The following is a 26,251-nucleotide window of genomic DNA, read 5'->3' as shown; positions in this document are numbered from 1 at the left end:
GCGCGTGACCTCTCCCACTGCACATGGCCGCCCCCACCCAAACCGGCCCCCCCCCCACCCCCGTGGGTGTGCTTCACCGCCCCAACTGGCGGGGGCCCCGCGTTATTTCGGGGGGGCCACGGCCTTGCTGACGGGAGCCGGCTAGTTCTCGCCCTCCGGCGCACCGGCGGGACGGCCCGCGGCCCGGCGACGCGGGCGGGCCCGCGGCGGCACCGCGGCCGGAGCCAGATCGTCCAGGTTGAAGCCCGGCTTGTCGGACTGATCCGCGCTGGAGAGCACGAACACCGCACCCTGGCTGTCGGCGGCCGGGGCCGAGGCCGTGCGCGCCACCCGGCGACGGGTAGGACGACGACCGGACTGCGCTTCGGCGGCGGCCACGGCGGCCACCGCCGCGTGAGCCTCGGCGATCGGCGATTCCGTTGCCACAGGCTCGGACTCGGCCACGACGGTGTCCACGGCGGGCGCGGTGCCGTTGGTGGCCGGCGCGGGCTCGACCGCCGCCTCCTCGGTGACGGTCTCGACCTCGGACACCGCGCGCTCGGCCAGGGCGGCCTCGGCGGCGGCGTTCTCGGCCTCGCGGACGATGACGGACTCGGCGGCCTCGACATCGGCCACGCTCGCCGATTCACCCTCGGCCAGCACCGCATTCGCGGCATCGGCGGCGGCGAGGGCGTCCTCGTCCGCCGCGTGCACGGCCTCCTCGGCGGCGTGCGCGGCCATGGCCATGGCGACCGGGTGGGCGCGCTTGGCCGCGGCCTGCTCGGCCTTGACCTCGTGCTTCTCGACCTTCTCCTCGACCACCGGTTCGACGGCCGGAGCCTCGACGGCGGCCGCGCTGCGGTCCTTGCGGCGGCGGCGCGAACCCTCACGACGGCTCACACCCTCGCCGCCGTCCCCGGCCGGAGCCGACGACTCGACGGGATAGTTGTGCACCAGGATGCCGCGGCCGTGGCAGGTCTCGCAGGTGGTGGAGAACGCCTCGACCAGGCCGGTGCCCAGCTTCTTACGGGTCATTTGGACCAGGCCCAGCGAGGTGACCTCGGAGACCTGGTGGCGGGTGCGGTCCCGGCCCAGCGCCTCGGTGAGGCGGCGCAGCACCAGATCCCGGTTCGACTCCAGGACCATGTCGATGAAGTCGACGACGATCATGCCGCCGATATCGCGCAGCCGCATCTGGCGCACGATCTCCTCGGCCGCCTCCAGGTTGTTGCGGGTCACGGTCTCTTCGAGATTCGACCCGCCCGACCCGGTGAACTTGCCGGTGTTGACGTCGATGACGGTCATGGCCTCGGTGCGGTCGATCACCAGGGTGCCGCCGGAGGGCAGCCACACCTTGCGGTCGAGCGCCTTCGCCAGCTGCTCGTCGATGCGCAGGGAACCGAACACGTCCAGGCCGTTGTTCTCGTGGCGCTCGACGCGGGCCAGCATGTCCGGGGCGACCGTGCGGACGTAGTTCTCCACCGTGGTCCAGGCGCGCTCGCCCTCGATGACCAGCTTGGAGAAGTCCTCGTTGAACAGGTCGCGGACCACCTTGACCAGCAGGTCCGGCTCTTCGTACAGGGTCTTGGGCGCGCCCGAGCCGTTCTTGGACTGCTCCTCGATGGTGCGCCAGGTCGCCTGCAGCCGTTCCACATCGCGGGCCAGCTCGGCCTCGGAGACACCCTCCGACGCGGTGCGGATGATGACGCCCGCGTCCTGCGGCACGATGTCGCGCAGGATCTCCTTGAGCCGCTTGCGCTCGGTGTCTGGCAGCTTGCGGGAGATACCGGTCGAGGTACCGCCCGGCACGTACACCAGGAAGCGACCGGCCAGGCTGATCTGCGTGGTCAGGCGGGCGCCCTTGTGGCCCACCGGATCCTTCGAGACCTGCACCAGCACGGTGTCACCGGGCCGCAGCGCCTGCTCGATCTTGCGCTCCTTGCCGCCCAGACCGGCGGCCTCCCAGTTCACCTCACCCGCGTACAGCACGCCGTTGCGGCCGCGGCCGATGTCGACGAACGCCGCCTCCATCGACGGCAGCACGTTCTGCACCTTGCCCAGGTACACATTGCCGACCATGGACGCCGACCCGGTGGAGGTCACGAAGTGCTCGACCAGGATGTTGTCCTCGAGCACCGCGACCTGGGTGGTGGAGGTGGGGTGCTCGGGGAAGTGCTTCTCGCGCACCACCATCACCCGGTCCACCGCTTCGCGGCGGGCCAGGAACTCCGACTCGGTCAGGATGGGCGGACGCCGGCGGCCGGCCTCGCGACCGTCCCGGCGGCGCTGGCGCTTGGCCTCCAGGCGGGTCGAGCCGCTGATGCCCTGCACCTCGTCCACCTGCGCGGCGCGGCGCTTGCTGCGCGGCTCGCGCTCGTGCACAACGGTGTTCGGCGGATCGTCGTCGGCGGCCTCGGGCTCGTTGTCGTCTCCGCCCTTGCGGCGGCGACGGCGACGGCGGCGACGGCTGCTCGAGCCCTCCGGCACGGCCGCGCCCTCGTCCTCGTCCTCGGCGACGTCGGCGGATTCGGCCGACTCGTCGGCCTCGCCCTCGGGCTGCTCGTCGCCCTCGGCCTCATCGGTGTCGTTGTCTCCGTGCTGTTCGCCACGACCGCGACCGCGACCCCGGCGACCCCGGCGGCGACGCCGCGAGGTGCCTTCACCGCGCTGGTCACGGTCCTGGTCGCCGTCCCACTCGCCCTCGTCCTCGGTGTCCTCGGACGCGGCCTCCTCGGTGGCTGCCTTGGCCTCGAGCTCCTGCTCCTCAGCAGCCTGCTCCTCGGCCCGGGCCTTGCGACCGGCGCGCTCGGCGCGGCGCTGGCGGCGGGCGTCCTCGGCGGCCGCGGCGTCCGGCGCCTGGAACAGCGGGGCGGCCACCATGGCGGACGGCTGGTACTGGACCGGCTCCTCGACCTGCGGCTCGGCCTGGAACGGGCTCGCGAACAGGGTGGTCTGCTGGACCGCGGGCGCGGCGGCCGCGGTGTCCTCGACGGCCTCCACCTCCTCGGCGGCGATCTCGTCGGCCGCCCGGTCGTCGTCGGCGGCGATGGCCGCGTCGACGGTGGCCTCGGCGATCGGCTCGGGCCCGGCCGGGGCGGATTCGACCAGCTCGACCTCACGCGGGCCGAAGGCGTCACGGACGGTCTCTGCGACGGTGCGGTCCAGACTCGATTGCGGGCTTCGCGCCTGCGCGCCCATCTCGGTCAGGTGGGCCAGAATACGTTTGCTGGTAGTGCCCAGCAGCTTCGCCAGTGCGTGCACTCGGATCCGTTCCGGCAATTGTTCGGCAGCCGGGGTGATCTGAGCGCCCTCCCCTTCACCGTTGCTCTGCGATGCTTCCAGCGGCTCTTGATCGGCCACGAAATCTCCTCGGGGCCCCCGGGCGCGTTCCTCCGAGGAGCGACGCGGCCGACGCGGGGGCGCTTGTCTTGTCGACCTCACGCCCGGGGGCGCGCGATCGTAAGTCTTCGCGCCGCGTGTCCCGTTATCACCGGTATCTCGTCGTTCGGGCTAACAGTTCACGTGGCGCCTGGTTTGGTTGGCTCAACTCCGTGTCACGAGCGTTCATCCAGCGTGCCTGCCCGGCGGCCGAGTCTTGGAAGCCGTCGGCGGCAGCGATGATCGTCCGTCGCTCCGCGGTGTCAATTCGAAGGTGATCGGCACCTGCCGCAAACGGCCCGCGTCGGTCACTTCCAGAGCCAGTATCCCACACCACGCCGGGGCGTCGTGCCCGCGCGGCCCGGAGCGGGCCTCGCGAGTCTCACGCGGACCGCGCCGCAGCCGACCGGTGTGTGGCGGAGGGCCGCCCGCCCGCGCCTGCCTTCCGGGGCGCAGGGGCGGGCGGCTGCCTCTGCCTTCGGGGTCTCCCCCGGACCTATCGAGTGTGTACGGGGAGCGGTGCCCCGCACGGGTTCAGAGCGCGAATTCCGGGAACCAGAGCGAGATCTCGCGCTTGGCGGACTCGGGCGAGTCGGAGCCGTGCACGAGGTTGTACTGGGTCTCGAGGGCGTAGTCACCGCGGATGCTGCCGGGGACGGCCTTCTCGACCGGATCGGTGCCGCCCGCGATCTGACGGAACGCGGTGATGGCGCGCGGACCCTCGAGCACGGCCGCGACCACCGGGCCGGAGGTGATGAATTCGATGAGCGATCCGAAGAACGGGCGCTCGGCATGCTCGGCGTAGTGCACGGCGGCCAGCTCGGGCGAGACGTTCACGAGCTTCAGCGCCGCGATCTTCAGACCCTTGCGCTCGATCCGGGTGATGATCTCCCCGACGAGGCCGCGGGCCACGCCATCGGGCTTGATGAGTACCAACGTCTGCTCAGTCACGCCGTCACAGTACCGCCTCCCCGAAACTCCATCGCACGGCCGGGAGCCGTCGCCGGCCCGATTCGCGTGCCGGCGGTCAGGATGCGAAGCGATTTCGGACGTACCCGACGAGTTACCCCGAGCGCAACGAAATCAGTTGTCGCCTGGGGCAACGAGAACTCATGCGCCGGACATGCGCTGGCTGGGCAGCTGGCCCGCCTTCATGCGCTTCTGCACATCGGAGCGCAGGAACAGGATGAAGGCCCAGACGGCGACGAAGACCACGCCGATCACCAGGATCGACAGGTGGATGAAGCCGCCGAGCAGCAGGGCCGCCTGCAGGGCCAGGTTGAACGGGATGGCCCAGGGCCGGCGCTGCAGGCCCGCGCCCAGGAACATGACCACGGCCAGGCCGACCACGTAGAGGATGGACCACCAGCGCAGGCCGCCGCCGACCGCGCCGATCACCGGCAGCGCCAGCAGCACGGTGATGGCCTCGAGAACCAGGGTGCCGGCCATGACGCCGCGCAGGCCCTTCCACGGGTCGGTGGCGGGCGGCGGGACGTCGGGCGTGGCGTCGGAGGTCATGCGGGATCCTTTCCGAACAGGCTGCGGGCGGCCCCGGCGGTGACGACCGAGCCGGTGATGACTATGCCCGCACCGGAGACCAGTTCGCCGTCCTCCCCGCCCTCGGCGAGGGCGATGGCGGTTTCGATGGCGTCGGCCAGGTCGTGTGCGACGGCCACGCGTTCGTCGCCGAAGCGCTGCACCGCGAGGTTGGCCAGGTCGTCGACGGGCAGGGCGCGCGGGGAGCCGTTCTCGGTGACGACGATCTCGTCGAAGACCGGTTCCAGGGCGTCGAGGATGCCGCCGGCGTCCTTGTCGCCCAGCACCGCGATCACGCCGACCAGTTTGCGGAAGTCGAATTCGCTGGTCAGCGTGGCCGCCAGGGCCGCGGCACCGTGCGGGTTGTGGGCGGCGTCGATGAAGATCGTGGGCGCACTGCGCATGCGCTCCATCCGGCCGGGGCTGACGGCGGCCGCGAATCCGGCTCGTACGGCGTCGATGTCGAGCTGCCGGGACGCGCCCGCGCCGAAGAACGCCTCGACCGCGGCCAGCGCCAGCACCGCGTTGCGGGCCTGGTGCTCGCCGTGCATGGGCAGGAAGATCTCGTCGTAGACGCCGCCGAGCCCTTGCAACTCCAGCATCTGGCCGCCGATGGCGACGCGACGCGACAGCACCTGGAACTCCGCGCCCTCGCGGGCGACGGCCGCGTCGACCTCGACCGCGCGGCGCAGCAGCACCTCCATGGCCTCGGGTTCCTGCTGGGCGATGACGGCGACGGTGTCGCGCGGGACGAGGTCGTCGGCGGGGGCCTGCTTGATGATCCCGGCCTTCTCCCCCGCGATGGAGGTGAGGTCGGGGCCCAGATAGTCGATGTGATCCAACCCGATCGGGGTGATGACGGCGACCTGGCCGTCGATCACATTGGTGGCGTCCCAGCGACCGCCCATCCCGGTTTCCACCACGGCCACGTCCACCGGCGCTTCGGCGAAGGCCGCGTAGGCCATCGCGGTCAGCACCTCGAACTTCGACATGGCCGGGCCGCCTGCGGCTTTCGACTGCGCATCGATCATCTCCACGTACGGCAGCAGTTCGCGGTAGATCTCGACATAGCGCCCGGGCGTGATGGGCGCGTTGTCGATGGCGATGCGCTCGGTGGCCAGCTGCAGGTGCGGGCTGGTGATGCGCCCGGTGCGCCGGTGCAGCGCGGTGAGCAGCGAGTCGATCATGCGGGTGACCGAGGTCTTGCCGTTGGTACCGGCGACGTGGATGGCCGGATACGACTGCTGCGGCGAGCCCAGCAGGTCCATCAGCGTCGCGATGCGGGTGAGCGACGGCTCGATCTTGGTTTCCGGCCAGCGCTGGTCGAGTTCGGCCTCGACCAGCGCCATCTCGGCCAGGTCCACCGGCGAGGTGCCGCTGCTCAGCGGGGCGCCCTCGGCGTACTGACGCTCCGGTTCGTCGTTCACTGGGCCGCCAGCTTGGCGATCTCGGCGAGGCGGGCGGTGATCCGCTCGACGTCGCCCTCGGCGATCTCCTTGCGCGCCTTGATCTTCGCGACCACGTCCTCGGGGGCCTTGGCCAGGAACGCCTCGTTGCCGAGCTTGCCGGTGGTGCCGGCCAGTTCCTTCTGGGCGGCGGCGAGGTCCTTCTCCAGGCGGCGGCGCTCGGCGTCGAGGTCGACCGTGCCGGAGGTGTCGATCTCGACGGTCACCGTGGCGGTGCTCAGGCGCACCTCGAGCGAGGCGGTGGCGGCGAAGCCGTCACCGGCCGGGGTGAGCTTGGCCAGGTTGGCGATACCGGCCTCCTGGGCGCGCAGGTCGGCGGTGTCGATGCCGTTGAGCTTGGCGGCCACCTTCTGGCTGTCGGCCAGGCCCTGGTCGGAGCGGAAGCGGCGGATCTCGGTGATCAGCTTCTGGGTGTCCGAAACCCGGCGGGCCGCGGCCGTGTCGGCGGTGGCGCCGGAGACGGCCGGCCAGGCGGAGATGACGATGGACTCGCCCTCGGCGCCGTCGGTGAGGGCCTGCCACAGCGTCTCGGTGACGAACGGAACGGCCGGATGCAGCAGGCGCAGCACGGCGTCCAGGACTGCGCCGAGCACCAGGCGGGTGCTCGCCGCGCGCTCCTCGGACTCGGCGAACTGCACCTTCGCCAATTCCAGGTACCAGCTGCAGAATTCGTCCCACGCGAAGTGGTACAGACCCTCGAGGGCCTTGCTGAACTCGTAACGGTCCAGGGCCGCATCGACTTCGGTGACGACCTCGTCGAGGCGGTCCAGGATCCAGCGGTCGGTGTCGGTGAGGCTCTCGCGCGCGGGCAGCTCGCCCGGCTGCGCGCCGTTCATCAGCGCGAACTTGGTGGCGTTGAACAGCTTGGTGATGAAGCTGCGCGAGGCCGTCACGTGCGGGGTGCCGACCGAGAGGTCGCCGCCGGGCTGCGCGCCACGGGCGAGGGTGAATCGGGTGGCGTCGGCGCCGTATTCGTTGATCCAGTCCAGCGGGTCGATGCCGTTGCCGCGCGACTTGGACATCTTCTTGCCGAACTCGTCGCGAATCAGGCCGTGCAGGAACACGTCCTGGAACGGGACCTGCTTCTGGTTCGGGTCCTTGCCGACGGTGAGCACCGGGTCGTCGGAGACGAACATGCCGAACATCATCATCCGGGCGACCCAGAAGAAGAGGATGTCGTAGCCGGTGACCAGCACGCTGGTCGGATAGAACGTGCTCAGCTCGGGCGTCGCGTCCGGCCAGCCCATGGTGGAGAAGGGCCACAGGCCCGAGGAGAACCAGGTATCGAGCACGTCCGGGTCCTGGACGTAGCCCTCGGGGGCCTGCTCGTCGGGTCCGACACAGACGATCTCGCCCTCGGGTCCGTACCAGATCGGGATGCGGTGACCCCACCACAGCTGGCGCGAGATGTTCCAGTCGTGCATGTTGTCGACCCACTCGAACCAGCGCGGTTCCTGGCTGGCGGGGTGGATCTTGACGTCGCCGTTGCGGACCGCGTCACCGGCGGCCTTGGCGATGCCCTCGACCTTCACCCACCACTGCATGGACAGGCGGGGTTCGATGGGTTCGCCGGAGCGCTCGGAGTGGCCGACCTGGTGGATGTAGGGATACTTGCGCCCGACCACGCGGCCCTCGGCCTCGAGCCGCTCGCGGATCTTGAGCCGGGCCTCGAAGCGGTCCATGCCGTCGAATTCGGTTCCGCTGTCGGCGATCTTGCCGGTCTTGTCCATGATGGTGGGCATGGGCAGGTTGTGGCGCAGGCCGAGCTCGAAGTCGTTGGGGTCGTGCGCCGGGGTGATCTTGACCGCGCCGGAACCGAATTCGGGGTCCACGTAGTCGTCGGCGACGATGGGGATCTGGCGGCCGGTGATGGGGTGATAGACGGTGGTACCGATGAGGGCCCGGTACCGCTCGTCGTCCGGATGCACCGCGACGGCCGTGTCACCGAGCATCGTCTCCACCCGGGTGGTGGCCACGATCACGTGCGGCTCATCGTCGTTCAGCGAGCCGTAGCGCAGGGAGACGAGTTCGCCCTCGACCTCCTTGTGGTCCACCTCGAGGTCGGAGATTCCGGTCTGCAGCACCGGCGACCAGTTCACCAGGCGCTCGGCGCGGTAGATGAGGCCCGCGTCGTAGAGGCGCTTGAAGATGGTCTGCACGGCGCGGGAGAGTCCGTCGTCCATGGTGAAGCGGTCGCGGCTCCAGTCCACACCGTCGCCGAGGCGGCGCATCTGGCCCTGGATCTGGCCCCCGGACTCGCGCTTCCAGTCCCAGACCTTGTCGACGAACAGCTCGCGGCCGAAGTCCTCCTTGGTCTTGCCGTCGACGGCGAGCTGCTTCTCCACCACGGTCTGGGTGGCGATGCCGGCGTGGTCCATGCCGGGCAGCCACAGCACCTCGAAGCCCTGCATGCGCTTGCGGCGGGTGAGCAGGTCCATGAGGGTGTGGTCGAGGGCGTGGCCCATGTGCAGGGTGCCGGTGACATTCGGCGGGGGCAACACGATCGAGTAGGCGGGCTTGGCGCTACCCGGGTCGGCGGTGAAGTAACCGGCGGCTACCCAGCGCTCGTACAGGTCGGCCTCGACATCGCTGGGGTTCCAGCTCTTGGGGAGGGCATCGGCACGATTACGCGGGTTCTCAGAGGCTGCGCTGGTCACCGGTCGATTCTAAGGGCTGGGATTATCGCCGAACGACCGGGTTTTTCCTAGGCCCGATTTACCGCCGCAGGGGGCCCGGATGGATAGCCGAAGGGCGAGGCTTCCGACGGATGAGGGACACCGGAAGCCTCGCCCTCGATGGTCAGCCTACCGCCGTTTCGGGCCTCCCTCCCGGATCCAAAGGCAATTCTCAGGTTCTGGCCCAAATTGGCCAGGGTAGACCACATTTCGTTGCATCGACGTTGCGTCCGCCGCATTGTTTTCGCGTCGTGACAAGCACATTGCGAGGTCCCGGCGAAGCGACCGGCGGGTAACCTGTCGAGCATGAATCCGATTGTCTCGCGGGTGATGTCGACGGTCGCCGGGCAGCTGGGAAATCCGCACGGAGTGCTGGGCAAGGGCGTGGCGCGCCTCCTCAATCGCGGTAACCGGCCGATGATCGAGGCCGCGGTGGCGGCAACCGAGGTGGCCGCCGGTGACGCGGCCGCCGATATCGGATTCGGCGGGGGTGTCGGGCTGACCCTGCTCCTGGACCGGATCGGATCCGGCACGGTGACCGGTGTCGAGCTCTCCCCCGACATGCTGGCGCGGGCCCGATCGGAGTTCGCGGCCGACGTCTCGTCCGACCGTCTGCGCCTGGCCGAGGGCTCCCTCACCGAGCTCCCGGTCCCGGACGCCGCCCTGGATGCCGTGATCACCTGCAACACGATCTATTTCGTGCCGGAGCTGGATCGCGCCTGCACCGAGCTGGCGCGTGTCCTCGCCCCCAAGGGCCGCTTGGTGATCGGCATCGGCGACCCGGACGCCATGGCGAAAATGCCTTTCGCCCCATACGGATTCACCCTCCGCCCGGTCGCCGAGGTGAAGGATGCGCTGGAGCGGGCCGGGCTGAGGGCCGATCACCAGTTCCTGCCGCGGAAGCCGATTTCTGGACACTTGCTCATCGCACGCCCGTCCTAGTCGGTGCTCCGACCGCCTGTCGCATTTGCCCGGTCAGGGCATGTGAGCTGAATCACTTTCATCGGCCGGAGTGGCATAAATCACTCGAGCCTTGCCATGGTTACCTGCGGTGATGTGTTCTGGCTACCCGGCTGGATCCAGCCGTCACAGTTCACCGCAGTAATCGATACAGCTCCGCAGGACATCTCTCCCGCCGCCGGAAAGCGAGTCATCATGCGTGTTCGAACCTTTGCTCTTGCCGCGGCCGCCTGTGCGGGGCTCGGTCTGGCCGGATTGGCCGCCGCCGGAACCGCTTCCGCTGCAACCCCGTTCGTGATTCCACAGGTCGGTGCGGCGGGAGTGGAGCTGAATCACAATGAGACGCAGGCCCTGGCCGAGAGCCCGATTCCGGCGCTGATCGACCGGTATGCGCCGCATAATGCCGTGATCGTGGGGCTGCAACCCGATTCGACTCTCATCCAGAACGGCCAGGCCGTGTTCGCGGATATGCCGGCGGTCGTCGGTGAGGCCGCGGACCATCCCGACGGCTCGGTGGATGTGGTGCTGAGCCCGAAGGGTTTGGGCGTGTTCCAGGTCTGGTGAGAGTTTCGACCCACCTTCCTCCGACCCCATATGACAAATGCGCCCCACGCCGAAAGACATGGGGCGCACCGCTTTTGCCGGATCGACCGGACGCGGTCGGGCGGTACGGCAGGGGTCAGGGGACCAGCACGTCCAGGGCGCCACGAACGGCGCGGAAGTGCGCGGGGAGCAGTCCGGCCGGGTCGCCGTCGGCGGTGGCGGGCGCGCCGGGAGCGGTCAGGCGGATCTCCCGGGCCTGGTATTGGACCGCGGCCGGATGGTCGATGCGCTTGCCGGAGGACAGGGTCGGAAGCAGGCGCAGCATCTCCAGCCGGGACATGGCCCCGACCACGGTCAGGTCCAGCAGGCCGTCGTCGATGAGCGCGTCGGGGCAGATGAGCATGCCGCCGCCGTAGGTGCGGGTATTGCCGACGGCGACCATGACCGCGTCCAGTTCCAGGGCGGTGCCGTCCGGATGGTCGGGTGAGCCGGTCAGTTCGATGCGATAGGGCACGGCCAGCTTGCCCGCGAGTTCGAGCAGGGCGGCGACGGTGTAGCGCATCGGGCCGTTGGGCCAGCGGAGAGTGTTGGCGCGCAGGGTGACTCGCGCGTCGAGGCCGGTGCCGGTGACGGTGGCGAACCAGAGGGCGCGGCCCGACTCCTCGGTTTCCACGGTGCCGAGATCGATGGCGCGGGTCCGGCCGCCCACGACCGTGGCCACCGCGGCGTCGGTGTCGTCGGGGACGCCGAGTTCGCGGGCGAGGTCGTTGCCGGTGCCGCCGGGGATCAGGCCGAGGGGGACGCCGGTGCCGACCAGGGCCTGCAGCACCACGCCGACCAGTCCGTCGCCGCCCGCCGCCACCACGGCGTCGGGGCGGGCGTCCGGGTCGGCCAGCGCCTTGCGCACCAGCCGTTCGCTCTCGGCGGCCGACTCGCCGCGGATCTCGGTGACCTGGACGCCGCGGGCGGCGAAGCGGTTGGCCGCCTCCACGGCGACCAGCGCGCCCTTGCCGTGACCGGACAGCGGATTGGTCACCAGGGCGATGGAGCGGATCGTTGTCACGGAATCAGCTTCCCAGGGTTGAGGATTCCGACGGGGTCGACGGCATTCTTCACCGCGCGCAGCACCTGCACGCCCAGATCGCCGATCTCGTCGGTCATCCACGGCCGATGGTCGGCGCCCACCGCGTGGTGGTGGGTGATGGTGCCGCCCGCGGCCACGATGGCGTCGCCCGCGGCCCGCTTGGCGACGGCCCACTGCGCGATCGGGTCCGCGGCCTGCTTGCCGACGACGGTGAAGTACAGCGACGCGCCGGTCGGGTAGGTGTGCGAGATGTGGCACATGACCAGCGCGGGGGTGCCCTGGGCGGTGAGCGAATCGGTCAGCGCCGCGGTCACCTTCGCCTTGAGGTTGGCGAGATCGGCCCAGCTGGTGGCGGTTTCGAGGGTCTCGCAGAGCACGCCCACGTCCAGCAGCGCATCGCGCAGGTAGGGGGCGGCGAAGCGGCCGTGTTCCCATTCCCGGGCGGGGGTTTCACCGAGGGCGGTGCCGCCGGCGGCGGCCAGCAGGGCGGCGGCCTCGGCACTGCGGGCGGCCACGTGCGCGGCGGTGCCCTCGAAGGTGGTGACCGCGAGGCAGCCGCCGACGGGCGCGCCGCCGATGTCCCCGGCGCGGGCCAGGTTCAGGCCGGTCTCGGCCTCGTCGGACAGGCGCATGACGGTGGGGGCGGCGCCGGCCTGGATGACGGTGCGCAGCGCATTGGCGCCGGTGGCGAAGTCGGGGAACGACCAGGCCTGGTAGCCGGTGGTTTCCGGGACCGGGTGCACGCGCAGGGTGACGCCGGTGATGATGCCGAGGGTGCCCTCCGAACCGGAGAACAGTTCGCGCAGGTCGGGTCCGGCGGCCGAGGCAGGCGCCCGCCCGAGGTCGAGATCGCCTGCGGGCGTGGCGATCCGGAGCCGCTGGATCATGTCGTCGAAGCGGCCGTAGCCGGCCGAGGCCTGGCCCGAGGAGCGGGTGGCCGCGAAGCCGCCGATGGTGGCGTATTCGAAGCTCTGCGGGAAGTGGCCGAGCGAAAGGCCTTGGCGGGCAAGCAGTTCCTCGGCCTGAGGACCGGACAGGCCCGCGCCCAGGGTGGCGGTGCCGCTGACCGGATCGACGTCGGTGAGGGTGTCGAGGCGGCGCAGATCGAGGGCGACGACGGCCGGGAAGCGGCCGCGCGCGGGATCCAGGCCGCCGACCACGCTGGTGCCGCCACCGAAGGGCACGACCGCGATGCCCTTGGCGGAGCAGTACTTCAGCAGCGCGAGAACCTGGTCGTGATCGGCGGGGAAGACGACGGCATCGGGCGCGTCCTGCTCGCCGTCGGCGCGGCGGCGCAGCAGGTCGGGCGTGGATTTGCCGCCGGCGTGCAGCAGGCGGTCGCGATGGTCGATCGACAGGTGCTCGGCTCCGACCACCGCGACGAGCCCGGCGTGCTGTTCCGGCGTGAGCGCCGAGGCGCGCAGCGGCACGTCGCCCTCATCGCGACGGGTCACCGGCTCACCGGACACCCCGAAAACCTGTGCGAGCAGTCCCCGAATCTGCTCGGACAGCGGTTTGTGTCCGGACGGGGAGCCCCAGGCGTCCCACACCATACTCGCGCGAACCTGCGGCTCGCCCGGGTTTTCCGTGGACGCGGCAGCTGCTTGTGTGTCGACCATGCGTTACAGTCTGACATAGAATGTCAAGCAGTAACGACAACTACTCTCCGGTGGTGGCAACCATGAGTTCGACCGAACCATCCTCCGCCGTCGATCGGGCCATCCTCGACGCGGCACGCGCCTGTGTGGCCGAATTCGGGGTCCGGCGCACCACCCTGACCGAGGTGGCCCGTCGCGCGGGCGTCAGCCGGCCGACGGTGTACCGCCGCTGGCCCGATACCGGGTCCCTGGTGGCGGACCTGCTGGTGCGGGAACTGCGCGAGATCATCTCCGACACCGCACCCAGCACGGGCAGCGCGCGCGAGCGGCTGGTCGGGGCCATTGTCGGCGGCGGCGCGGTGATGCGCCGGAATCCCCTGTTCGCCAAGATCTTCCGCGCCGACACCGACATCATGCTGACCTACGTGTTCGAGCGGCTGGGCCGCAATCAGCGCGCCCTCATCGACCTGTTCGCCGACGCCATCCGAGAAGGCCAGGCCGACAACTCGATTCGCGCCGGGGATCCCGGGCAGCTGGCCGCCATGCTGCTGCTGATGGCCCAGTCCGCGGTCCAGTCGGCGACCGCCTTCGCGCCGGTTCTGGACGGCGACCACCTCGACACCGAACTCGCCTACGCCCTACACGGCTACCTGACCCCCACCGGCACCTCACCGGGGACCCAGTAGCTCCACATGCTCGACAACCGACAGCGGCACTGATCGAAAGGCCTTCCCATGACTTCGAATACGGCTCGGCCCGACTCGTCGCTCAACGCGGCGCGCCGGCGGCGAGAGCTGTCGGCACTCGGTGACGACGCGACCATCGACGTGCTGGTGATCGGTGGCGGCATCACCGGCGTGGGTGTGGCGCTGGACGCCGCCGCGCGCGGGTTGCGGACGGTACTGGTGGAGAAGCACGACTTCGCGTTCGGCACCAGCCGCTGGAGTTCCAAGCTGGTGCACGGTGGGCTGCGGTATCTGGCCAGCGGCGGGGTCGGGATCGCGCACGAGAGCGCGGTCGAGCGCGACATCCTGCTCACCCGCACCGCGCCGCATCTGACCCGGGCGCTGCCGCAGGTGGTGCCGCTGCTGCCGAATATCGGCGCGGCGCAGAAGCTACTCGTGCGGACCGGCTTCCTGGCCGGGGACGTGCTGCGCCGGGCAGCGGGGACGTCGGCGTCGGTGCTGCCCCGGTCGCGGCGGGTGGCGGCGGCCGAGGCGCTGCGGCTGGCCCCGACGGTGCGCCGGGCCGGGCTGCGAGGCGGGCTGCTGGCCTGGGACGGGCAGCTGGTGGACGATGCGCGGCTGGTGGTGGCCATCGCCCGCACGGCCGCCCGGGAGGGCGCGACGGTACTGACCCGGGTCGAGGCCACGAATGTCATCGGCGGGAAGGCCACGCTGACCGACACACTCACCGGCGAAACACTGGACGTGACAGCGCGTTCCGTCGTGAACGCCACCGGGGTGTGGGCCGATCAGGTGGATCCGAGCATCGAACTGCGGCCCTCGCGCGGCACGCACCTGGTGTTCGACGCCGCCGCGTTCGGCGGTCTCACCGCCTCGCTGACCGTGCCGATTCCGGGCAGCACCAGTCGTTTCATCTTCGCGTTCCCGGCCGCGCACAACCGGGTCTATCTGGGTCTCACCGACGAGGAGGCGCCCGGCCCGGTGCCGGACGTCCCGCACGCCACCGACGGCGAGATCGACTTCCTGCTCGACACCGTGAACACGGTGCTGCGGGAGCCGTTGCGCCGCAGCGATATTCGCGGCAGCTTCGCCGGCCTGCGGCCGCTGCTGCGCACCGGCGACGACAGCACCGCCGACATCTCGCGCGAGCACGCCGTGCTCACCTCCCCCACCGGCGTCATCACCGTGGTGGGCGGCAAGCTCACCACCTACCGGAAGATGGCCGAGGACGCGGTGGATGCCGCGGTGGCGCACGCGCACCTGGCCGCCGCACCGTGCCGCACCCGCAGCCTGCCCCTGGTGGGCGCGGTGTCCGGCGCGGCCCGCGATGCCATCCAGGCCCCGCCGCGCCTGGTCGAGCGCTACGGCAGCGAGGCGACCACCGTGCTCGCGCTGGCCGGCCGGCATCCGAGCCTGACGGCGGAGGTGGCGCCCGGCATGGATGTCACCGCCGCCGAATTCGCTTTCGCCGTCGCCCACGAGGGCGCTCTCGACACGGCCGACCTGCTCGACCGCCGGACCCGCATCGGCCTCGTCGCCGCGGACCGGCAGGCTGCCGAGGCCGCCGCAAAGGCGGCCTTCGAGTAGCGGCTGATCAGCGACACCGGGCGTCGACTGGTCGACCACACCGGACCGCGGCCGGTCCACCGCACCCAGGGCGGTCGGTTCACCACACCGCACAGCGGTTGGTCGACGGCATCGGACGGCGCCTAGTTGGCGACGCCGCAGCCGGAGCCGGTCGGCAGGCCGTTGCCGACCTGGATGTCGACGTACGGGAACACGTCCTGCCCGCCGGGGCGGCGCTGCCAGACCTGCAGGCGGTGCGGTCCTGCGGTGACGGGTGTCCACCGGGTCTGGGCCAGCGAGCCGGAGGGAGTCGCGTAGGCGAAGGGAATCCCGTTGTCGTAGAAGACGACCGGGGTGACCGGGTCGTCGACGATGCCGTCGATGTCGTAGCTGCAGCCGGTGCCGTAGTTGGTGGCCGAGCCGAAGCTGATGCCCGGGTCGATGCCGACCCGGGTCGCGGTCGCGCCGGCGGGCGCGGCCAGTCCGGCGACGGTCGCGAGCGTGGCGCAGCCGATCGCGGCGGCGGTGATGGTCCTGATGATCGTGCCCCTCATGGTTCGGTCCTCATCGGTGGCGCCGGAGCCGGATGCACCGGCACGATGCCTCGATCCTCGCGCCCGGATCCCGGCCAGGGGCGGCATTCCCGCAAACCGGGTGAACGCGTGTCGCCGGGCGTCCCGTCGAATCGGCCGTATGCCCGGGCCGCGGAACGGTCCTATGCTTGGCTGCGATGTTGTGGGCGCCGGGAGAGGGAGGCGCGGATGGGTCGGATTCCGACGACGGTCGGGTTGATACCGGGGGCAGGACTGGTCGCCCGGTTCGGGAATGTGGTCATGTTCCTGCACGGTGAAAGTCCATCCATGGAACGGATTATCGGCGCGGCGGAGACCGCGGCGAGCGCCGCGGATCCCGGTGTGGCGATCGCCCAGCGGCTGGCGGCGACCGTGTTCACCAGCGGTTCCGCGCAGCCGCCGGCCTTCGGGGTGGTCGCGCCGACGGCGGGCGGGATCCTGATCCTGCTGCGCGGCGCGGTGACCGCCGCGGTCGACGGTCCCGAGGGCGCCCGCCTGCTGTCCGGGGAGCGCGCCCTGACCTGGGCCGACGAAATCGTGCGCGATCCGATCCGGCGGCTCACTGTGGTCGCCGACGACGCGGGCAGCGAACTGCCGCACACCGATCTGCGTGCCGGAGTCGTGGCGGGCGGCGGTTTCGTCCTGCACGCCCCGGTCTCGGGACTGACGGCCCCGCGCGCCGGCGAGACCCCGCCGGAGTCACCGCCGGTCGCCGATCTCACCCGCCGGGCCCCGACCCCGACGCCTTCCCCCACGCGCTTCTCGGTACCCATCCCGGCACCGGGCGCGGAACCCGCTGCCGGACAACAGGTTTCCCTGAAACCTCCGGAGCCCGCGCTCGAACCCTTGAATCCCCGCAATGCCGCCACGACTCCGGCTCCGGGCTCACGGCTCGCGGGTGACTCCGGTTCGGACCAGCCTGGGCCGGCGCTCGACAAGCGGGTGCGGATCGAGGCGCAGGCCGACTCCGGACCCGATTCCGGCCCTCCGGCCAGGCGAAAGGATCGCCCCGCCCCGGAGGATCAACCGCCGACGGCGGCGTACAGCCCGGGCGCCGAAGACATCGGCGAGCCCGGAGCCCGCGCCACCGCCGGGCCGCAGCCGCCCGCGACCTCGGCCATGGCCGCGGCGGGCGGGGCGCTCACCAGTACCGAGGGCGCGGTGTATCCGCTGGATCGGCCGTATGTGATCGGACGGGATCCGATGATCGACGAGGCGGTGCGGCGGGCGGTGGCCTCGCCCATCGTAATCGCGCGGGATCGGCACGTGTCGCGGGTGCACGCGCGGGTGTTCGTCGAAAACGGCTTGGTGTACGTGCGGGACGCGGGGACGCCGGGCGGGACGTTCGTGGCGGCTCCCGGTGCGGCGGACTGGGTTCGGGTGGGGCAGCGGCCGACGGAGTTGAAATCCGGGTGGAGCCTGCGCATCGGCGAGCGGGTTCTCACCTATCGCACGGCGCAGGCGGCCCAGTAGGTCGCAGTGCCGACCAGGTGGCTACTGGCGCAGGACATCCCGCGCTTACTGCAGTGCGGACCAATCCCCGCGCTGCAGGGCATTCCGGGCCGCCCCCGGTATCGCTTTCCGGGTGCGGACGGCCTGCCGCGCGGCGGCCACATCGGTGGGGTGATGGCCGAGCACGATCGCCCCGACCGCGCGGTCGCCGGAAATGACCAGCCGCCGATAGGACCGCACGGGTGATTCGTCCACCACGATCACCTCGTCGCGCTGTCCCGGCTCGACCTGCCCGATGCTGAACAGCTCCAGGCCGACTCCCTTGAGGATGGTGGCGGGCGTCTCCGCGGTCAGCACCTGATCGCCGCCGAGCGCGTTCACCGCCGCGGCCTGCGCCTGTTCGGCGGCGATGGGCCACAGGCCGAGCACGCGGTCGCGATGTTCGGCCACGTCTCCGGCCGCGTACACGTGCGGCACGGCGGTGCGCATGCGGTCGTCCACGAGAATGCCCCGCCGGACCGCGATTCCGGCGCGCGCGGCCAGGTCGGTATTGGGGCGGATACCGGTGGCGGTGAGGAATACCTCGCACGGCAGGACCGTCCCGTCCTTCAGGACCACGGACCGGACCGGATCGGAGTCCCGGCCGGGCCCGCGCGGAGTGCCGGGTGCGACCGTCCTGGAATCGGCGGTCAGCGCGGCGGTCTCGGCCCGGTGCCGGACCTCGATCCCGGCCCGGGTGAAGTGGTCCAGCACGATGGCCGACGCCCGCGGATCGAGCTGCTTGCCGAGTAGCCGCGGCCCTCGTTCCAGCACGGTGACCCGTAATCCCAACTGGTGCAGGGCATATGCGGCCTCGAGACCGAGCAGACCGCCGCCGGCGACCACGGCCCGAACGCAGGACCGCTGCTGGGCGTAGGCGCGAATGGTCATGGCGTCCCCCGCCTCGCGGAGCACGAAGCTGCCGGGCCGGTGCAGTCCGGCGATATCGGGCAGGGCGGCGGACGCGCCCGTCGCGAGGATGAGCCGGTCGTAGGGCAGGACGTCGCCGGTGCCGAGGTGGACCCGCTGCGACCGCGGATCCAGGTGGGTGGCAAGGGTATTGAGCCACGGCGTGATGCGGTGGTCCTCGTACCACTGTTCGGGCAGCAGGTGCAGGCCCTGCATGGCGGACCGGCCGGGTATCAGGCGCGAGATGCCCATGCGGTTGTAGAAGTCGTGGGATTCCCGGCCGACCAGGTGGATTTCGCAGTCGGGGTGGCCGCGGCGCAGGAAGTCGGCGGCGGTGACGCCCGCGATGCCGGTGCCGATGACGACCAGGCTCATCAGGGAGCGATCGAAGTGGGCGGGGCGGTCGCCGGTGCCGTGCCCGGGTTCGGGGGTGAGCGAGACCCGGACGCCGCTGCCGTTCACGCGGGCGCAGCAGGCCATCCGGGTATTGTCGGCGAATCCCAACCGCCGCAGTGTGTTCCGCTCATCGGCGGTCGGGTCGCACAGCTGCTCGCCACCCTCGAGGATCGCGACCGGGTCGGCACCGCAGACGCCCATGCGGCAGCCCGACTCCAGGGGCAGGTTCGCCTGCTCGGCGAGATCGAGCAGGCTCACGCCGAGTTCGGCGGCCACGGTCCGGCCGTCGAAGTCCACCGAAGCCGCTGGGGCAGTGGCATTGTCGTCGGTGCGCGGCCGCGGGAAGGGCAACAGGACGGGTTCGGTGCGAGCGCCGGTGCTGAGCGCGTACTGGAGTTCGCTGACCCGGGTGCGGGCCAGGAACAGCAGGGTCGCGGCCAGGACGAAAAAACTGATCGGCCAGCGTAACCAGGCCACGCCGCCGACACCGGTGATGGTGGTGAACGAGCCGAGCAGCACCGGTCCCGCGAACCAATAGAAGCCGTTGAGGGCCACCACCGCGTACACCGCCGACAGCATGGCCGGGCTCACCCCGGTCAGCGCCTCGACGGCGAAGTAGCCACCCACCGCGACCAGCAGAACCAGGCCCAGCGTCAGATACCGTTGCGGCACCGGCACTCCCGGATATCCGGCCAGCACCATGAACCCGAGCACGAATCCGGGCAGCGCGGCGGCGAACAGCTTGCGCGGCGCGCTCCAGCCGCGGTCCGGATCGGCCATATCGGCCTGGTAGGCGGCGCGCGGCTTGAAGTCGAAACAGTTCTTGGCGCAGCCCACGCACGGGCGGCAGTGATTGTTGGCGATGGTGACGAACGGCGTCTGCCCGTAGGCGCGCTGCAGCGGGAACAGCGGGCAGATGCTGCTGCACCAGCCGCTCTTGCCCTTGAACACGACACCGCCGGTGAACGCTGCCAGCAGGACCGCGGACAGCACGAGACCCGTGGCGACGCCGCTGCGGTCCAGGCCCGCGAGGCGCGATCCGGCGATGCCGAAGAACAGGGCGACCGCGATCAGATAGCCGCGCTGCTGCAGCCAGGCCGGCGGCGTGAGCGCGCGGGTGAAGCGGAACAGCCGCGGCAGCTGATTGGTGGCGGCCAGCGGACAGGTGTTGCGCCACAGGCCCGGTGCGATGAGGAACAGTCCGGGCAGCAGCGGCACGACGATCCTGAAGAAGACGAACAGCCCGCCCGCGGGCCGCACGAACAGCGTGACGATGAGCGCCAGGTAGGCGGTGACGCTCAGGAAGCGCGCCGCCTGCCAGACCGGCAGCGGTATCCGGCTCGGCAGTTCGGTGAAGGCGGGGAACAGGTTTCGCTCACCGGTCGGGTCGAGGCCGAGGGTCCGGTTGGCGAGGGCCACCCAGCGTGCGGGCGTCGGCTCGCCGCCGGGCGGGCGGGGTATCGCGCCCGACGGCCCGAGCACGGTCTCGGCGGGGACGGGCTCATCCGGTTCGCCGGTCGGGGCGTGCAGCACCAGGATCTCGCTGCGGCCCAGGCGCACCACGTCACCGGTGACGAGTTCCCGCCGGCCGGTCAGGGCCACGCCATTGACGGTGGTGCCGTTGCGACTGCCCAGGTCGACCACGGACAGGGCCGTCGGGGTGGGCACCAGCCGCAGGTGCTGACGCGAGACCCCGCCGTCGGCCAGCACCTCGTGACTACCGTCGCGCCCGAAGACGATGGGCCCGTCCAGCAGCCGCCGCCGCGCGGGCCGTCCCCATTCCCGGATCTCGATGACCGGCCGCCCCGCCATGTTCCCGCCCCTTCCCCGGCGCAGTCGTCGATCTCGCTGCACTCGTGCATATATCGCCGGAATCCCGGTTCACCATTACCGCCGCGCTGCCTCGAGGTCAGGCGCGCTCCCGGAGCAGTTGCACCCGCAGATAGCGGTACCGCTTGCCGACACGGCGGCAGCCGACAGCCAGGGCCAGTCCGGCCGCGACACCGCCTGCGGCGCACACGATCACGCCGGGCAGGGTGGGTTCGCGGCCGAGCAGCACCCACGCCGCCCCGGCCGCCGCGATCCCGAGCAGTCCCGTGCTGATGGCCAGCCCGACGGTCGCGGCGAAGCGGGCACTGCCGCGCCGCAGCGTGCGGGCGTTCGATTCGGCGTATGCGGCGGCGAACAGCAGGAGCAGCAGGAGTCCGACGGCCGTCGCGGTGGTCGTGGCCCGCTGCCGTGTCCGCACCCCGAACCGATAGGTGGCCGTCTCGGAACCCGCACGGGACAGCGACAATTCACCGGTCAGCCGACCCGCGAGCACGTACTGGTTCACCGGCGCGGACAACTCCCCCGACCCACCCGGCAAAGCGGCACCCTGTCCCCCGGCCCGCACACCCAGCACATCCACCGACAGCCTCGCCTCATCCGCGTCCACCCCGTTGACAGTGATCGGCACCGCCTTGGACAGATCGAGATCCACAGTCCCCGAGGCGGGATCCACCCCGTCGATCCGAATCATTCCCGCAGGCGGCACATTCCGCTCCGGCGCACCCACCCCGAGCACCGCAACCACCCCCGTCACCGCCACCAACAACGCCGCCACCAGCAACGGCACCCGAGGCGACGGCAGCGTGACCACCCGCTGCACCGGCACCAGCTCCGCCCGGTCCACCTCCGCCAGCCGCACCCCGCCACGCTGAATCGGCTCACGCGGCCGTATCCGCTCCAACGGTGCGGAAGCCCCGGGCCCGAACTCTCCGCCCGGTCGCGGACCGCTTCCATACCCGAATCCCGCCGGGCCACTACCGAACCCGTGTCCAGCGGGCATTCCGGCTGCACCCCGTCGCTGGGGCGCAGCGGGCCCGCCGCGCCAGGCGGCTGCCGGCCCGCCTCGGTCAGCTCGCCGTGTCGGTTCCGAGCGAGGGTCGGCGGGTGGCGGCGCAGCGCTACCCTGCCCTGCGCTCGGGCTCGAGGGCGATCCGTGCGGTGTGGCGGCCCCGCGGGAGGTGCGGCGACGCTGTACCCGGGACTTCGACTCGGCGATGGGTGCGTCCGGCGGGATGTGCGGGCGAATCGGTTGTGGCGGAGGTGTTATCGGCCCGGAGCCGCGGTCGTGGGTCACCGCGCCGGGCGCTGGGGGCATCGCACCGGGCGGCGGGGTGTAGAGATCGTGGGAGCCGGGTCTCGGGGGTGGGGTCTGTGGAGTGAAGGGGCCGGGGATGCGCGGGTTGCGGGCGCTGCCGGTGGCGGCGGCCACGATGGTGTCCGCGCCGATGACCGGGATGCCCACGGGGGTGAGCCAATTCGCGCCCCAGAAGTGCGCGGCGGGCTCGGCGATGGCGACGCCGAAGGTTTCGGCGGTGTCGTAGCGGTCGGCGGGGTCGGAGGCCAGGCCGCGCATGACCGCCTCGGCGATGGGCTGAGGGACGAACGGGGCCACCTCGGTCAGGGGGATCGGGTCACCGTAGGCGTGGGCGAACAGCAGGGACAGTGCGTCGGGTCCGGGCGGGAAGGGCAGTACGCCGGAGAGCAGCTGGTAGAGCATGGTGGCCAGGGCGTAGACGTCGGTAGCGGGTGAAAGCCCTTGGCCCCGTACCTGTTCCGGCGCAATGTAGGAGGGCGTGCCGATGATCTCGCCCGCCCGCGTCACCAGTGTGTCCGCGCCGCCGACGATCTTGGCGATCCCGAAATCGGTGAGCTTGAGCGCGCCATTGGCCGCGAACATGAGGTTGGACGGCTTCACATCCCGGTGCAGGATGCCGCTGCGATGCGCGGCGTCGAGCCCGGCCGCGCAGGACAACGCCACCGCCACCGCCGCGGTCGCCTCGAATCCCGCTGTGATGAAACGGTTCTCGACGGTGCCGCCGGGCAGGTACTCCAGCACCAGCAGGCACAGGTCGTCGTGCTCGATGTAGTCGTAGACCGGCACCACGTGCGGGTGGTCGAGCGCCGCCATCATCCGCGCCTCGTCGACGAACCGCCGCCGCACCTGCATATCGTCGGCGAACTGCGGCGGAATCTGCTTGATCGCGACCCGCCGGTGCAAGCCGCGGTGCATGCCGGCCAGCACCACCCCGCAGCCGCCGCGCCCGATCTGCCCGCCGACCTCGTATCCCGGCAGCGCCGCCCGCACCCGGGCCAGCTCGGCGGTGCCGGTATTCCCCACGCTCATCGGCCCGCACCCTCCGGCCGGAAGCCCGGTCCGCCGGGCCCGCTGCGCAGTGTCGGCTCGTCCCCCGGATCCACTGCCTGGACTGCCGGTCCCGGGTCGTCCTTTCCACCGGCGGGATCCCGCCCGATCGTCGTCTCCCCGAGCCCGGCCCCGGATCGCGGCCGCTGCATCCCGCCGGGATATCCGATCGTCGAATCATCCACGCCCGCAGCCGAATACCGCGATTCTTCGCCGTCCGGTCTGCTGACCGACTGTTGCCCGCCCGATACCGTGGCATGTGGACCGGTTCCGGCCTGCGTCTCGGGCAGACTTCCCGAATCCGGTGAATCCGCTGCCGCGATAGCGCTTTCAGCGGTGTCGGGCAGCATGGCCGACGCCAGCGGCCCACCGCCCGGGTATCGGCCGCCCCCGATCCCCGGACGCGCGATCCGGGTCGTCTCGCCGCTCGGGTAACCGCCGGAAATAGGGCCGGAAGCGGGTCCGACCCGCATCGCGCCCGGGGTCCCGGCGGGACCGACCTGCGTTACGGCCTCTCCCGAACCTGATCCGCCGGTCGGGTGATACGACACGAACTCCGTTGCGCCAGAGTCTGATTGAGCACGCACGTCCAGGTCCGGGTAGGTGCCGCCCGGGATTCCCACCGCACCGAGGTCGCGGAAGGTGCCGCCATAGGGCGGATTGGGACCTTCCACGCCGGCATTGGCATCGAGTTCCTTCGCGGCGGCGAGATCTTCGGGGTCGAGGCCGAGATCGTCGGACTGCCGCGGGGTCGGCGAGAGGTAACCGGCCGCGAAGAAGAGGGCAGCGGTGGCGCCCGCCAGGGCGAGCCACAGGGCGGTGCCGGGCACCCACCAGCGCGCCACCGAACCGGTGAACCCGATCATCAAGCCGATGCCGAGGCCGGGCGCGAGCAGGCGGAGGCCGCGCTGCCAGCGATTGGCCGAGAGGCGGTGGCGCGCAACGGTCAGGGCCGCGTCGACAACGGCCAGGACGGTCAGGACCGCGATGATGATGCCGAACAGCCCGTACACCGACGCGAGCGAACCCCGCACATCGACGACGGTGTGCACCGCGGCGAGCGGCTTGCCGTCCGCGCCGATGAGCGTGAGGTCGGAGCCGATGAGCCCGGTCGCCTGCCCGTCCAGCCCGGCCGGATCCAAACGGTAGGTGAGCTTCTCGGTCTTGCCCGCCGCGACCGTCAATTCGACCGTCGTGGAGTACGAATAGAAGTTCAGGCCGAGCACGTGCCCGGCGAGATCGACCCGGCGGACCGACACCGGATTCGCGGTCCCATTGGTCACCTCGACGACGACCTGCGCGACCCGCTTCGGATCCAGGCGCACCGGATTGCCGGCATCGGCACCGGCAATGGCCCGGCCGTCGAGGGTCGCGGTCGCGCTCACCCCGGTGGCGGCGCGGGCGGGTCCGGCCACGAAGACGACCGCCACGACCACGAGGGCGACCATGAGCAGGGCGCCGAGCACGGTCCCGCCGATCGCCCGGTGGCTGCGGGCACGAGCGACGTGCCGCGATTCCCTCTCGGCGCCAACAGGTTCGGTGGGTCGCTCGGCGGCCGGCCGGCCGTCGTCCCATCCGGTATCGAGTTCCCATCGGACGCATCGGTCACTTGCGCACCGGATTTCCGGCAAGCTGGGCGTCTGCACCTGGTTCGGCGCGGGTGTGCGACTGGTCATCGGGGCCTCCGTGCCGGGAGATGGGAAATCAGGCGGTGGCCGTAGAACCACCCGCCTACGAGCAGGAAGAACAGCAGCACCGTCATCGTCGCCGCGCCGCCGCCGACCTGGCTGACCAGCACGATGTCCAAGGGCGCGGCCAGCTTTCGCCCGCACTCGGCGGTCACCTCGTGCTGGCCGATATCGGTGCCGCCGGTGGCGAGGGTGGCCGCGAAGCCGCCATCGGCCCGGGCCGTGGTGTCGGCGGCGGTGGTCCCGCCGATCGACAGCTTCACGTTGGCACCGGGATCACAGCCGGTGCCGCTGGCCTGCACCGGCGCCCCGGGCGCCACCGCGGGCGGCTCCAGGGAGAGCCCGGAGGTCAGCGCGGGAACGGGAGTGGTCGAGTCGGGCGGCTTGGCTTCCGAAGTCGGTGGAACCGCCTCGGTGGTGGTCGGCGCCGGCACGGCGGTCGTCAGCACCGGCGTGGTCGGCACCGGATTGGGTTGCGGCTGCGGCTGATTCCCGCCCGGCGTGGTGCCAGGCGGTACGACGGCCGTGACGCAAGTTCCGCTCGCGGGCTTGACCGAACCATCGGGGCAATACTGCGGCTGCGCGGAGGGGCACACCCCGCTGGAGGGTTTCACCGAACCGTCCGGGCAGTACTGGGGCTGAGCGGACGGACAGACCCCACTCGCGGGTTTCACCGAACCATCCGGGCAATACTGCGGCTGCGCCGACGGACAGACCCCACTCGCGGGTTTCACCGAACCATCCGGGCAATACTGCGGCTGCGCCGACGGACAGACCCCACTCGCAGGCTTGACCGAACCATCCGGACAATACTGCGGCTGCGCCGACGGACACACCCCGCTCGCAGGCTTCACCGAACCATCCGGACAGTACTGCGGCTGCGCCGGCGGGCACACCCCGCTGGGGGGTTTCATCGAACCGTCCGGGCAGTACTGCGGCTGGGTGCAGGCGGTCCAGCCGCAGCCGGTGTCGCCGCCGCTGTCGCACGAGGCGCCGCACTGGCCGCCGGGATTCGTCTTGCCGTTGCCGTGGCCGGGCGGGCCGTCGTGGGTGCCGGTGCAATCGGTGTAGGTGCAGTCGTTGCCAGGTTGCTGGGTGATGACCGGCGGCGGATTCACCGTGCTGGGAGGAACTTTCACCGGTGCGCGCTCCTGCGGCGCCGGGACGGAGACGGTGGTGAGCGGAACGGGTTGGGTGGCACCCGGATTCGCCCATCCGATGCCGGCCGGCAGTGCGAGCGCGATGGCCGCCACGAACAGTAGAACAAGGTGTAGGGTCCGGGGTGAAAGTCTCACCGCGCGGGCCAGTTTCGCATGCCGGTCCCCACCGGCACGCCGAGCAGAATGCGCACATGTCTTCATTCGGCGTGACCTCGCTTGTTCGATGGTAAGGCCATCCACGTGCCCGCTGCCTTGTCTATCGCGGTAGTGATCACCCGCGTTCACACCCGAGACCGACCAGTCCGCTGGCTCGCGCGTTTCGCGCCCTACGATGCGGGTATCGACTGGGACGCCCCGTCGCGCCGGAGAGGA

At 71.1% G+C, this 26,251-nt stretch carries 17 protein-coding genes; 5 read left to right on the top strand and 12 right to left on the bottom strand.

Annotated features, from left to right (window positions below; translation table 11 throughout):
• Positions 1–141 precede the first annotated feature (141 nt).
• The 5 genes from ACFXKA_RS05150 to ACFXKA_RS05130 form a co-directional block, all read right to left on the bottom strand.
• On the bottom strand, positions 142–3,339 hold the full coding sequence (locus tag ACFXKA_RS05150; RefSeq protein WP_379426174.1) for a translation initiation factor IF-2 N-terminal domain-containing protein: 3,198 nt from the start codon (positions 3,337–3,339) through the stop codon (positions 142–144).
• Positions 3,340–3,891: 552 nt separating this feature from the next.
• Entirely contained in the window at positions 3,892–4,308 is a 417-nt protein-coding gene (gene ndk, locus ACFXKA_RS05145) for a nucleoside-diphosphate kinase (RefSeq protein ID WP_354834836.1), read from the bottom strand.
• Positions 4,309–4,467: 159 nt separating this feature from the next.
• Positions 4,468–4,875: a DUF4233 domain-containing protein gene (locus ACFXKA_RS05140; RefSeq protein ID WP_354834834.1), complete on the bottom strand. Its 408-nt coding sequence runs from the start codon at positions 4,873–4,875 to the stop codon at positions 4,468–4,470.
• Complete coding sequence (locus ACFXKA_RS05135; RefSeq protein ID WP_354835326.1) at positions 4,872–6,242, bottom strand: folylpolyglutamate synthase/dihydrofolate synthase family protein; 1,371 nt, start codon at positions 6,240–6,242, stop codon at positions 4,872–4,874. Before ACFXKA_RS05135 ends, ACFXKA_RS05140 begins: the two co-directional genes overlap by 4 nt.
• Positions 6,243–6,316: 74 nt before the next feature.
• The gene (locus ACFXKA_RS05130) at positions 6,317–9,016 is read right to left on the bottom strand and encodes a valine--tRNA ligase (protein WP_379426172.1); all 2,700 of its coding nucleotides are present in this window, start codon (positions 9,014–9,016) and stop codon (positions 6,317–6,319) included.
• A gap of 324 nt (positions 9,017–9,340) precedes the next feature.
• On the opposite strand from ACFXKA_RS05130, the gene ACFXKA_RS05125 reads away from it, so the two are divergent.
• Together ACFXKA_RS05125 and ACFXKA_RS05120 are read left to right on the top strand one after the other, a co-directional pair.
• On the top strand, positions 9,341–9,976 hold the full coding sequence (locus ACFXKA_RS05125) for a class I SAM-dependent methyltransferase (protein ID WP_379426170.1): 636 nt from the start codon (positions 9,341–9,343) through the stop codon (positions 9,974–9,976).
• Positions 9,977–10,189: 213 nt separating this feature from the next.
• Complete coding sequence (locus ACFXKA_RS05120) at positions 10,190–10,558, top strand: hypothetical protein (protein ID WP_379426168.1); 369 nt, start codon at positions 10,190–10,192, stop codon at positions 10,556–10,558.
• Positions 10,559–10,673: 115 nt separating this feature from the next.
• Here the strand turns inward: ACFXKA_RS05120 and ACFXKA_RS05115 are convergent, their stop codons facing one another.
• The gene (locus ACFXKA_RS05115; protein ID WP_379426166.1) at positions 10,674–11,600 is read right to left on the bottom strand and encodes a diacylglycerol/lipid kinase family protein; all 927 of its coding nucleotides are present in this window, start codon (positions 11,598–11,600) and stop codon (positions 10,674–10,676) included.
• Positions 11,597–13,174, bottom strand: a complete 1,578-nt coding sequence (locus ACFXKA_RS05110; protein WP_379426362.1) for an FAD-binding oxidoreductase — start codon at positions 13,172–13,174, stop codon at positions 11,597–11,599. Before ACFXKA_RS05110 ends, ACFXKA_RS05115 begins: the two co-directional genes overlap by 4 nt.
• A gap of 128 nt (positions 13,175–13,302) precedes the next feature.
• Between ACFXKA_RS05110 and ACFXKA_RS05105 the strand changes: the two genes are divergently transcribed.
• Both ACFXKA_RS05105 and ACFXKA_RS05100 read left to right on the top strand, forming a co-directional pair.
• The gene (locus ACFXKA_RS05105; RefSeq protein WP_379426164.1) at positions 13,303–13,905 is read left to right on the top strand and encodes a TetR/AcrR family transcriptional regulator; all 603 of its coding nucleotides are present in this window, start codon (positions 13,303–13,305) and stop codon (positions 13,903–13,905) included.
• A gap of 48 nt (positions 13,906–13,953) precedes the next feature.
• A complete protein-coding gene (locus ACFXKA_RS05100) occupies positions 13,954–15,492 on the top strand; it encodes a glycerol-3-phosphate dehydrogenase/oxidase (protein WP_379426163.1) in 1,539 nt (512 codons plus the stop codon).
• Positions 15,493–15,614: 122 nt separating this feature from the next.
• Here the strand turns inward: ACFXKA_RS05100 and ACFXKA_RS05095 are convergent, their stop codons facing one another.
• Positions 15,615–16,025: a hypothetical protein gene (locus ACFXKA_RS05095; protein WP_379426161.1), complete on the bottom strand. Its 411-nt coding sequence runs from the start codon at positions 16,023–16,025 to the stop codon at positions 15,615–15,617.
• Positions 16,026–16,331: 306 nt separating this feature from the next.
• Here ACFXKA_RS05095 and ACFXKA_RS05090 point away from each other — a divergent pair, with 306 nt between their 5' ends.
• Complete coding sequence (locus tag ACFXKA_RS05090) at positions 16,332–17,516, top strand: FHA domain-containing protein (RefSeq protein WP_379426160.1); 1,185 nt, start codon at positions 16,332–16,334, stop codon at positions 17,514–17,516.
• A gap of 45 nt (positions 17,517–17,561) precedes the next feature.
• On the opposite strand, the gene ACFXKA_RS05085 is transcribed toward ACFXKA_RS05090, so the two are convergent.
• The 4 genes from ACFXKA_RS05085 to ACFXKA_RS05070 all read right to left on the bottom strand — a co-directional run bounded on the left by ACFXKA_RS05085 (position 17,562) and on the right by ACFXKA_RS05070 (position 25,972).
• Positions 17,562–20,651: an FAD-dependent oxidoreductase gene (locus tag ACFXKA_RS05085; RefSeq protein WP_379426159.1), complete on the bottom strand. Its 3,090-nt coding sequence runs from the start codon at positions 20,649–20,651 to the stop codon at positions 17,562–17,564.
• Positions 20,652–20,748: 97 nt separating this feature from the next.
• Positions 20,749–23,013 carry a protein kinase gene (locus ACFXKA_RS05080; RefSeq protein WP_379426157.1) on the bottom strand — a complete coding sequence of 755 codons (2,265 nt, stop codon included), beginning with the start codon at positions 23,011–23,013 and terminating at the stop codon, positions 20,749–20,751.
• A complete protein-coding gene (locus ACFXKA_RS05075) occupies positions 23,010–24,707 on the bottom strand; it encodes a hypothetical protein (protein WP_379426156.1) in 1,698 nt (565 codons plus the stop codon). Before ACFXKA_RS05075 ends, ACFXKA_RS05080 begins: the two co-directional genes overlap by 4 nt.
• Entirely contained in the window at positions 24,704–25,972 is a 1,269-nt protein-coding gene (locus ACFXKA_RS05070; protein ID WP_379426154.1) for a hypothetical protein, read from the bottom strand. The genes ACFXKA_RS05075 and ACFXKA_RS05070 overlap by 4 nt, the downstream gene beginning before the upstream one ends.
• Positions 25,973–26,251 lie beyond the last annotated feature (279 nt).

This window comes from Nocardia sp. NPDC059228, assembly GCF_042754245.1.
GTDB lineage: Bacteria > Actinomycetota > Actinomycetes > Mycobacteriales > Mycobacteriaceae > Nocardia.
The sequence above is the reverse complement of the archived record's forward strand: the minus strand, read 5'-3'. Positions and strand labels throughout refer to the sequence as shown.

Bases quoted from the DNA above. Each gene is read 5' to 3' on its own strand.
- ACFXKA_RS05105 (WP_379426164.1), top strand. From the start codon at position 13,303: ATGAGTTCGACCGAACCATCCTCCGCCGTCGATCGGGCCATCCTCGAC.
- ACFXKA_RS05135 (WP_354835326.1), bottom strand. From the start codon at position 6,242: ATGGCGCTGGTCGAGGCCGAACTCGACCAGCGCTGGCCGGAAACCAAG.
- ACFXKA_RS05120 (WP_379426168.1), top strand. From the start codon at position 10,190: ATGCGTGTTCGAACCTTTGCTCTTGCCGCGGCCGCCTGTGCGGGGCTC.
- ACFXKA_RS05095 (WP_379426161.1), bottom strand. From the start codon at position 16,025: ATGAGGGGCACGATCATCAGGACCATCACCGCCGCCGCGATCGGCTGC.
- ACFXKA_RS05090 (WP_379426160.1), top strand. From the start codon at position 16,332: ATGGAACGGATTATCGGCGCGGCGGAGACCGCGGCGAGCGCCGCGGAT.
- ACFXKA_RS05110 (WP_379426362.1), bottom strand. From the start codon at position 13,174: ATGGTGTGGGACGCCTGGGGCTCCCCGTCCGGACACAAACCGCTGTCC.
- ACFXKA_RS05075 (WP_379426156.1), bottom strand. From the start codon at position 24,707: ATGACCAGTCGCACACCCGCGCCGAACCAGGTGCAGACGCCCAGCTTG.
- ACFXKA_RS05100 (WP_379426163.1), top strand. From the start codon at position 13,954: ATGACTTCGAATACGGCTCGGCCCGACTCGTCGCTCAACGCGGCGCGC.
- ACFXKA_RS05140 (WP_354834834.1), bottom strand. From the start codon at position 4,875: ATGACCTCCGACGCCACGCCCGACGTCCCGCCGCCCGCCACCGACCCG.
- ACFXKA_RS05125 (WP_379426170.1), top strand. From the start codon at position 9,341: ATGAATCCGATTGTCTCGCGGGTGATGTCGACGGTCGCCGGGCAGCTG.
- ACFXKA_RS05085 (WP_379426159.1), bottom strand. From the start codon at position 20,651: ATGGCGGGGCGGCCGGTCATCGAGATCCGGGAATGGGGACGGCCCGCG.
- ACFXKA_RS05080 (WP_379426157.1), bottom strand. From the start codon at position 23,013: ATGAGCGTGGGGAATACCGGCACCGCCGAGCTGGCCCGGGTGCGGGCG.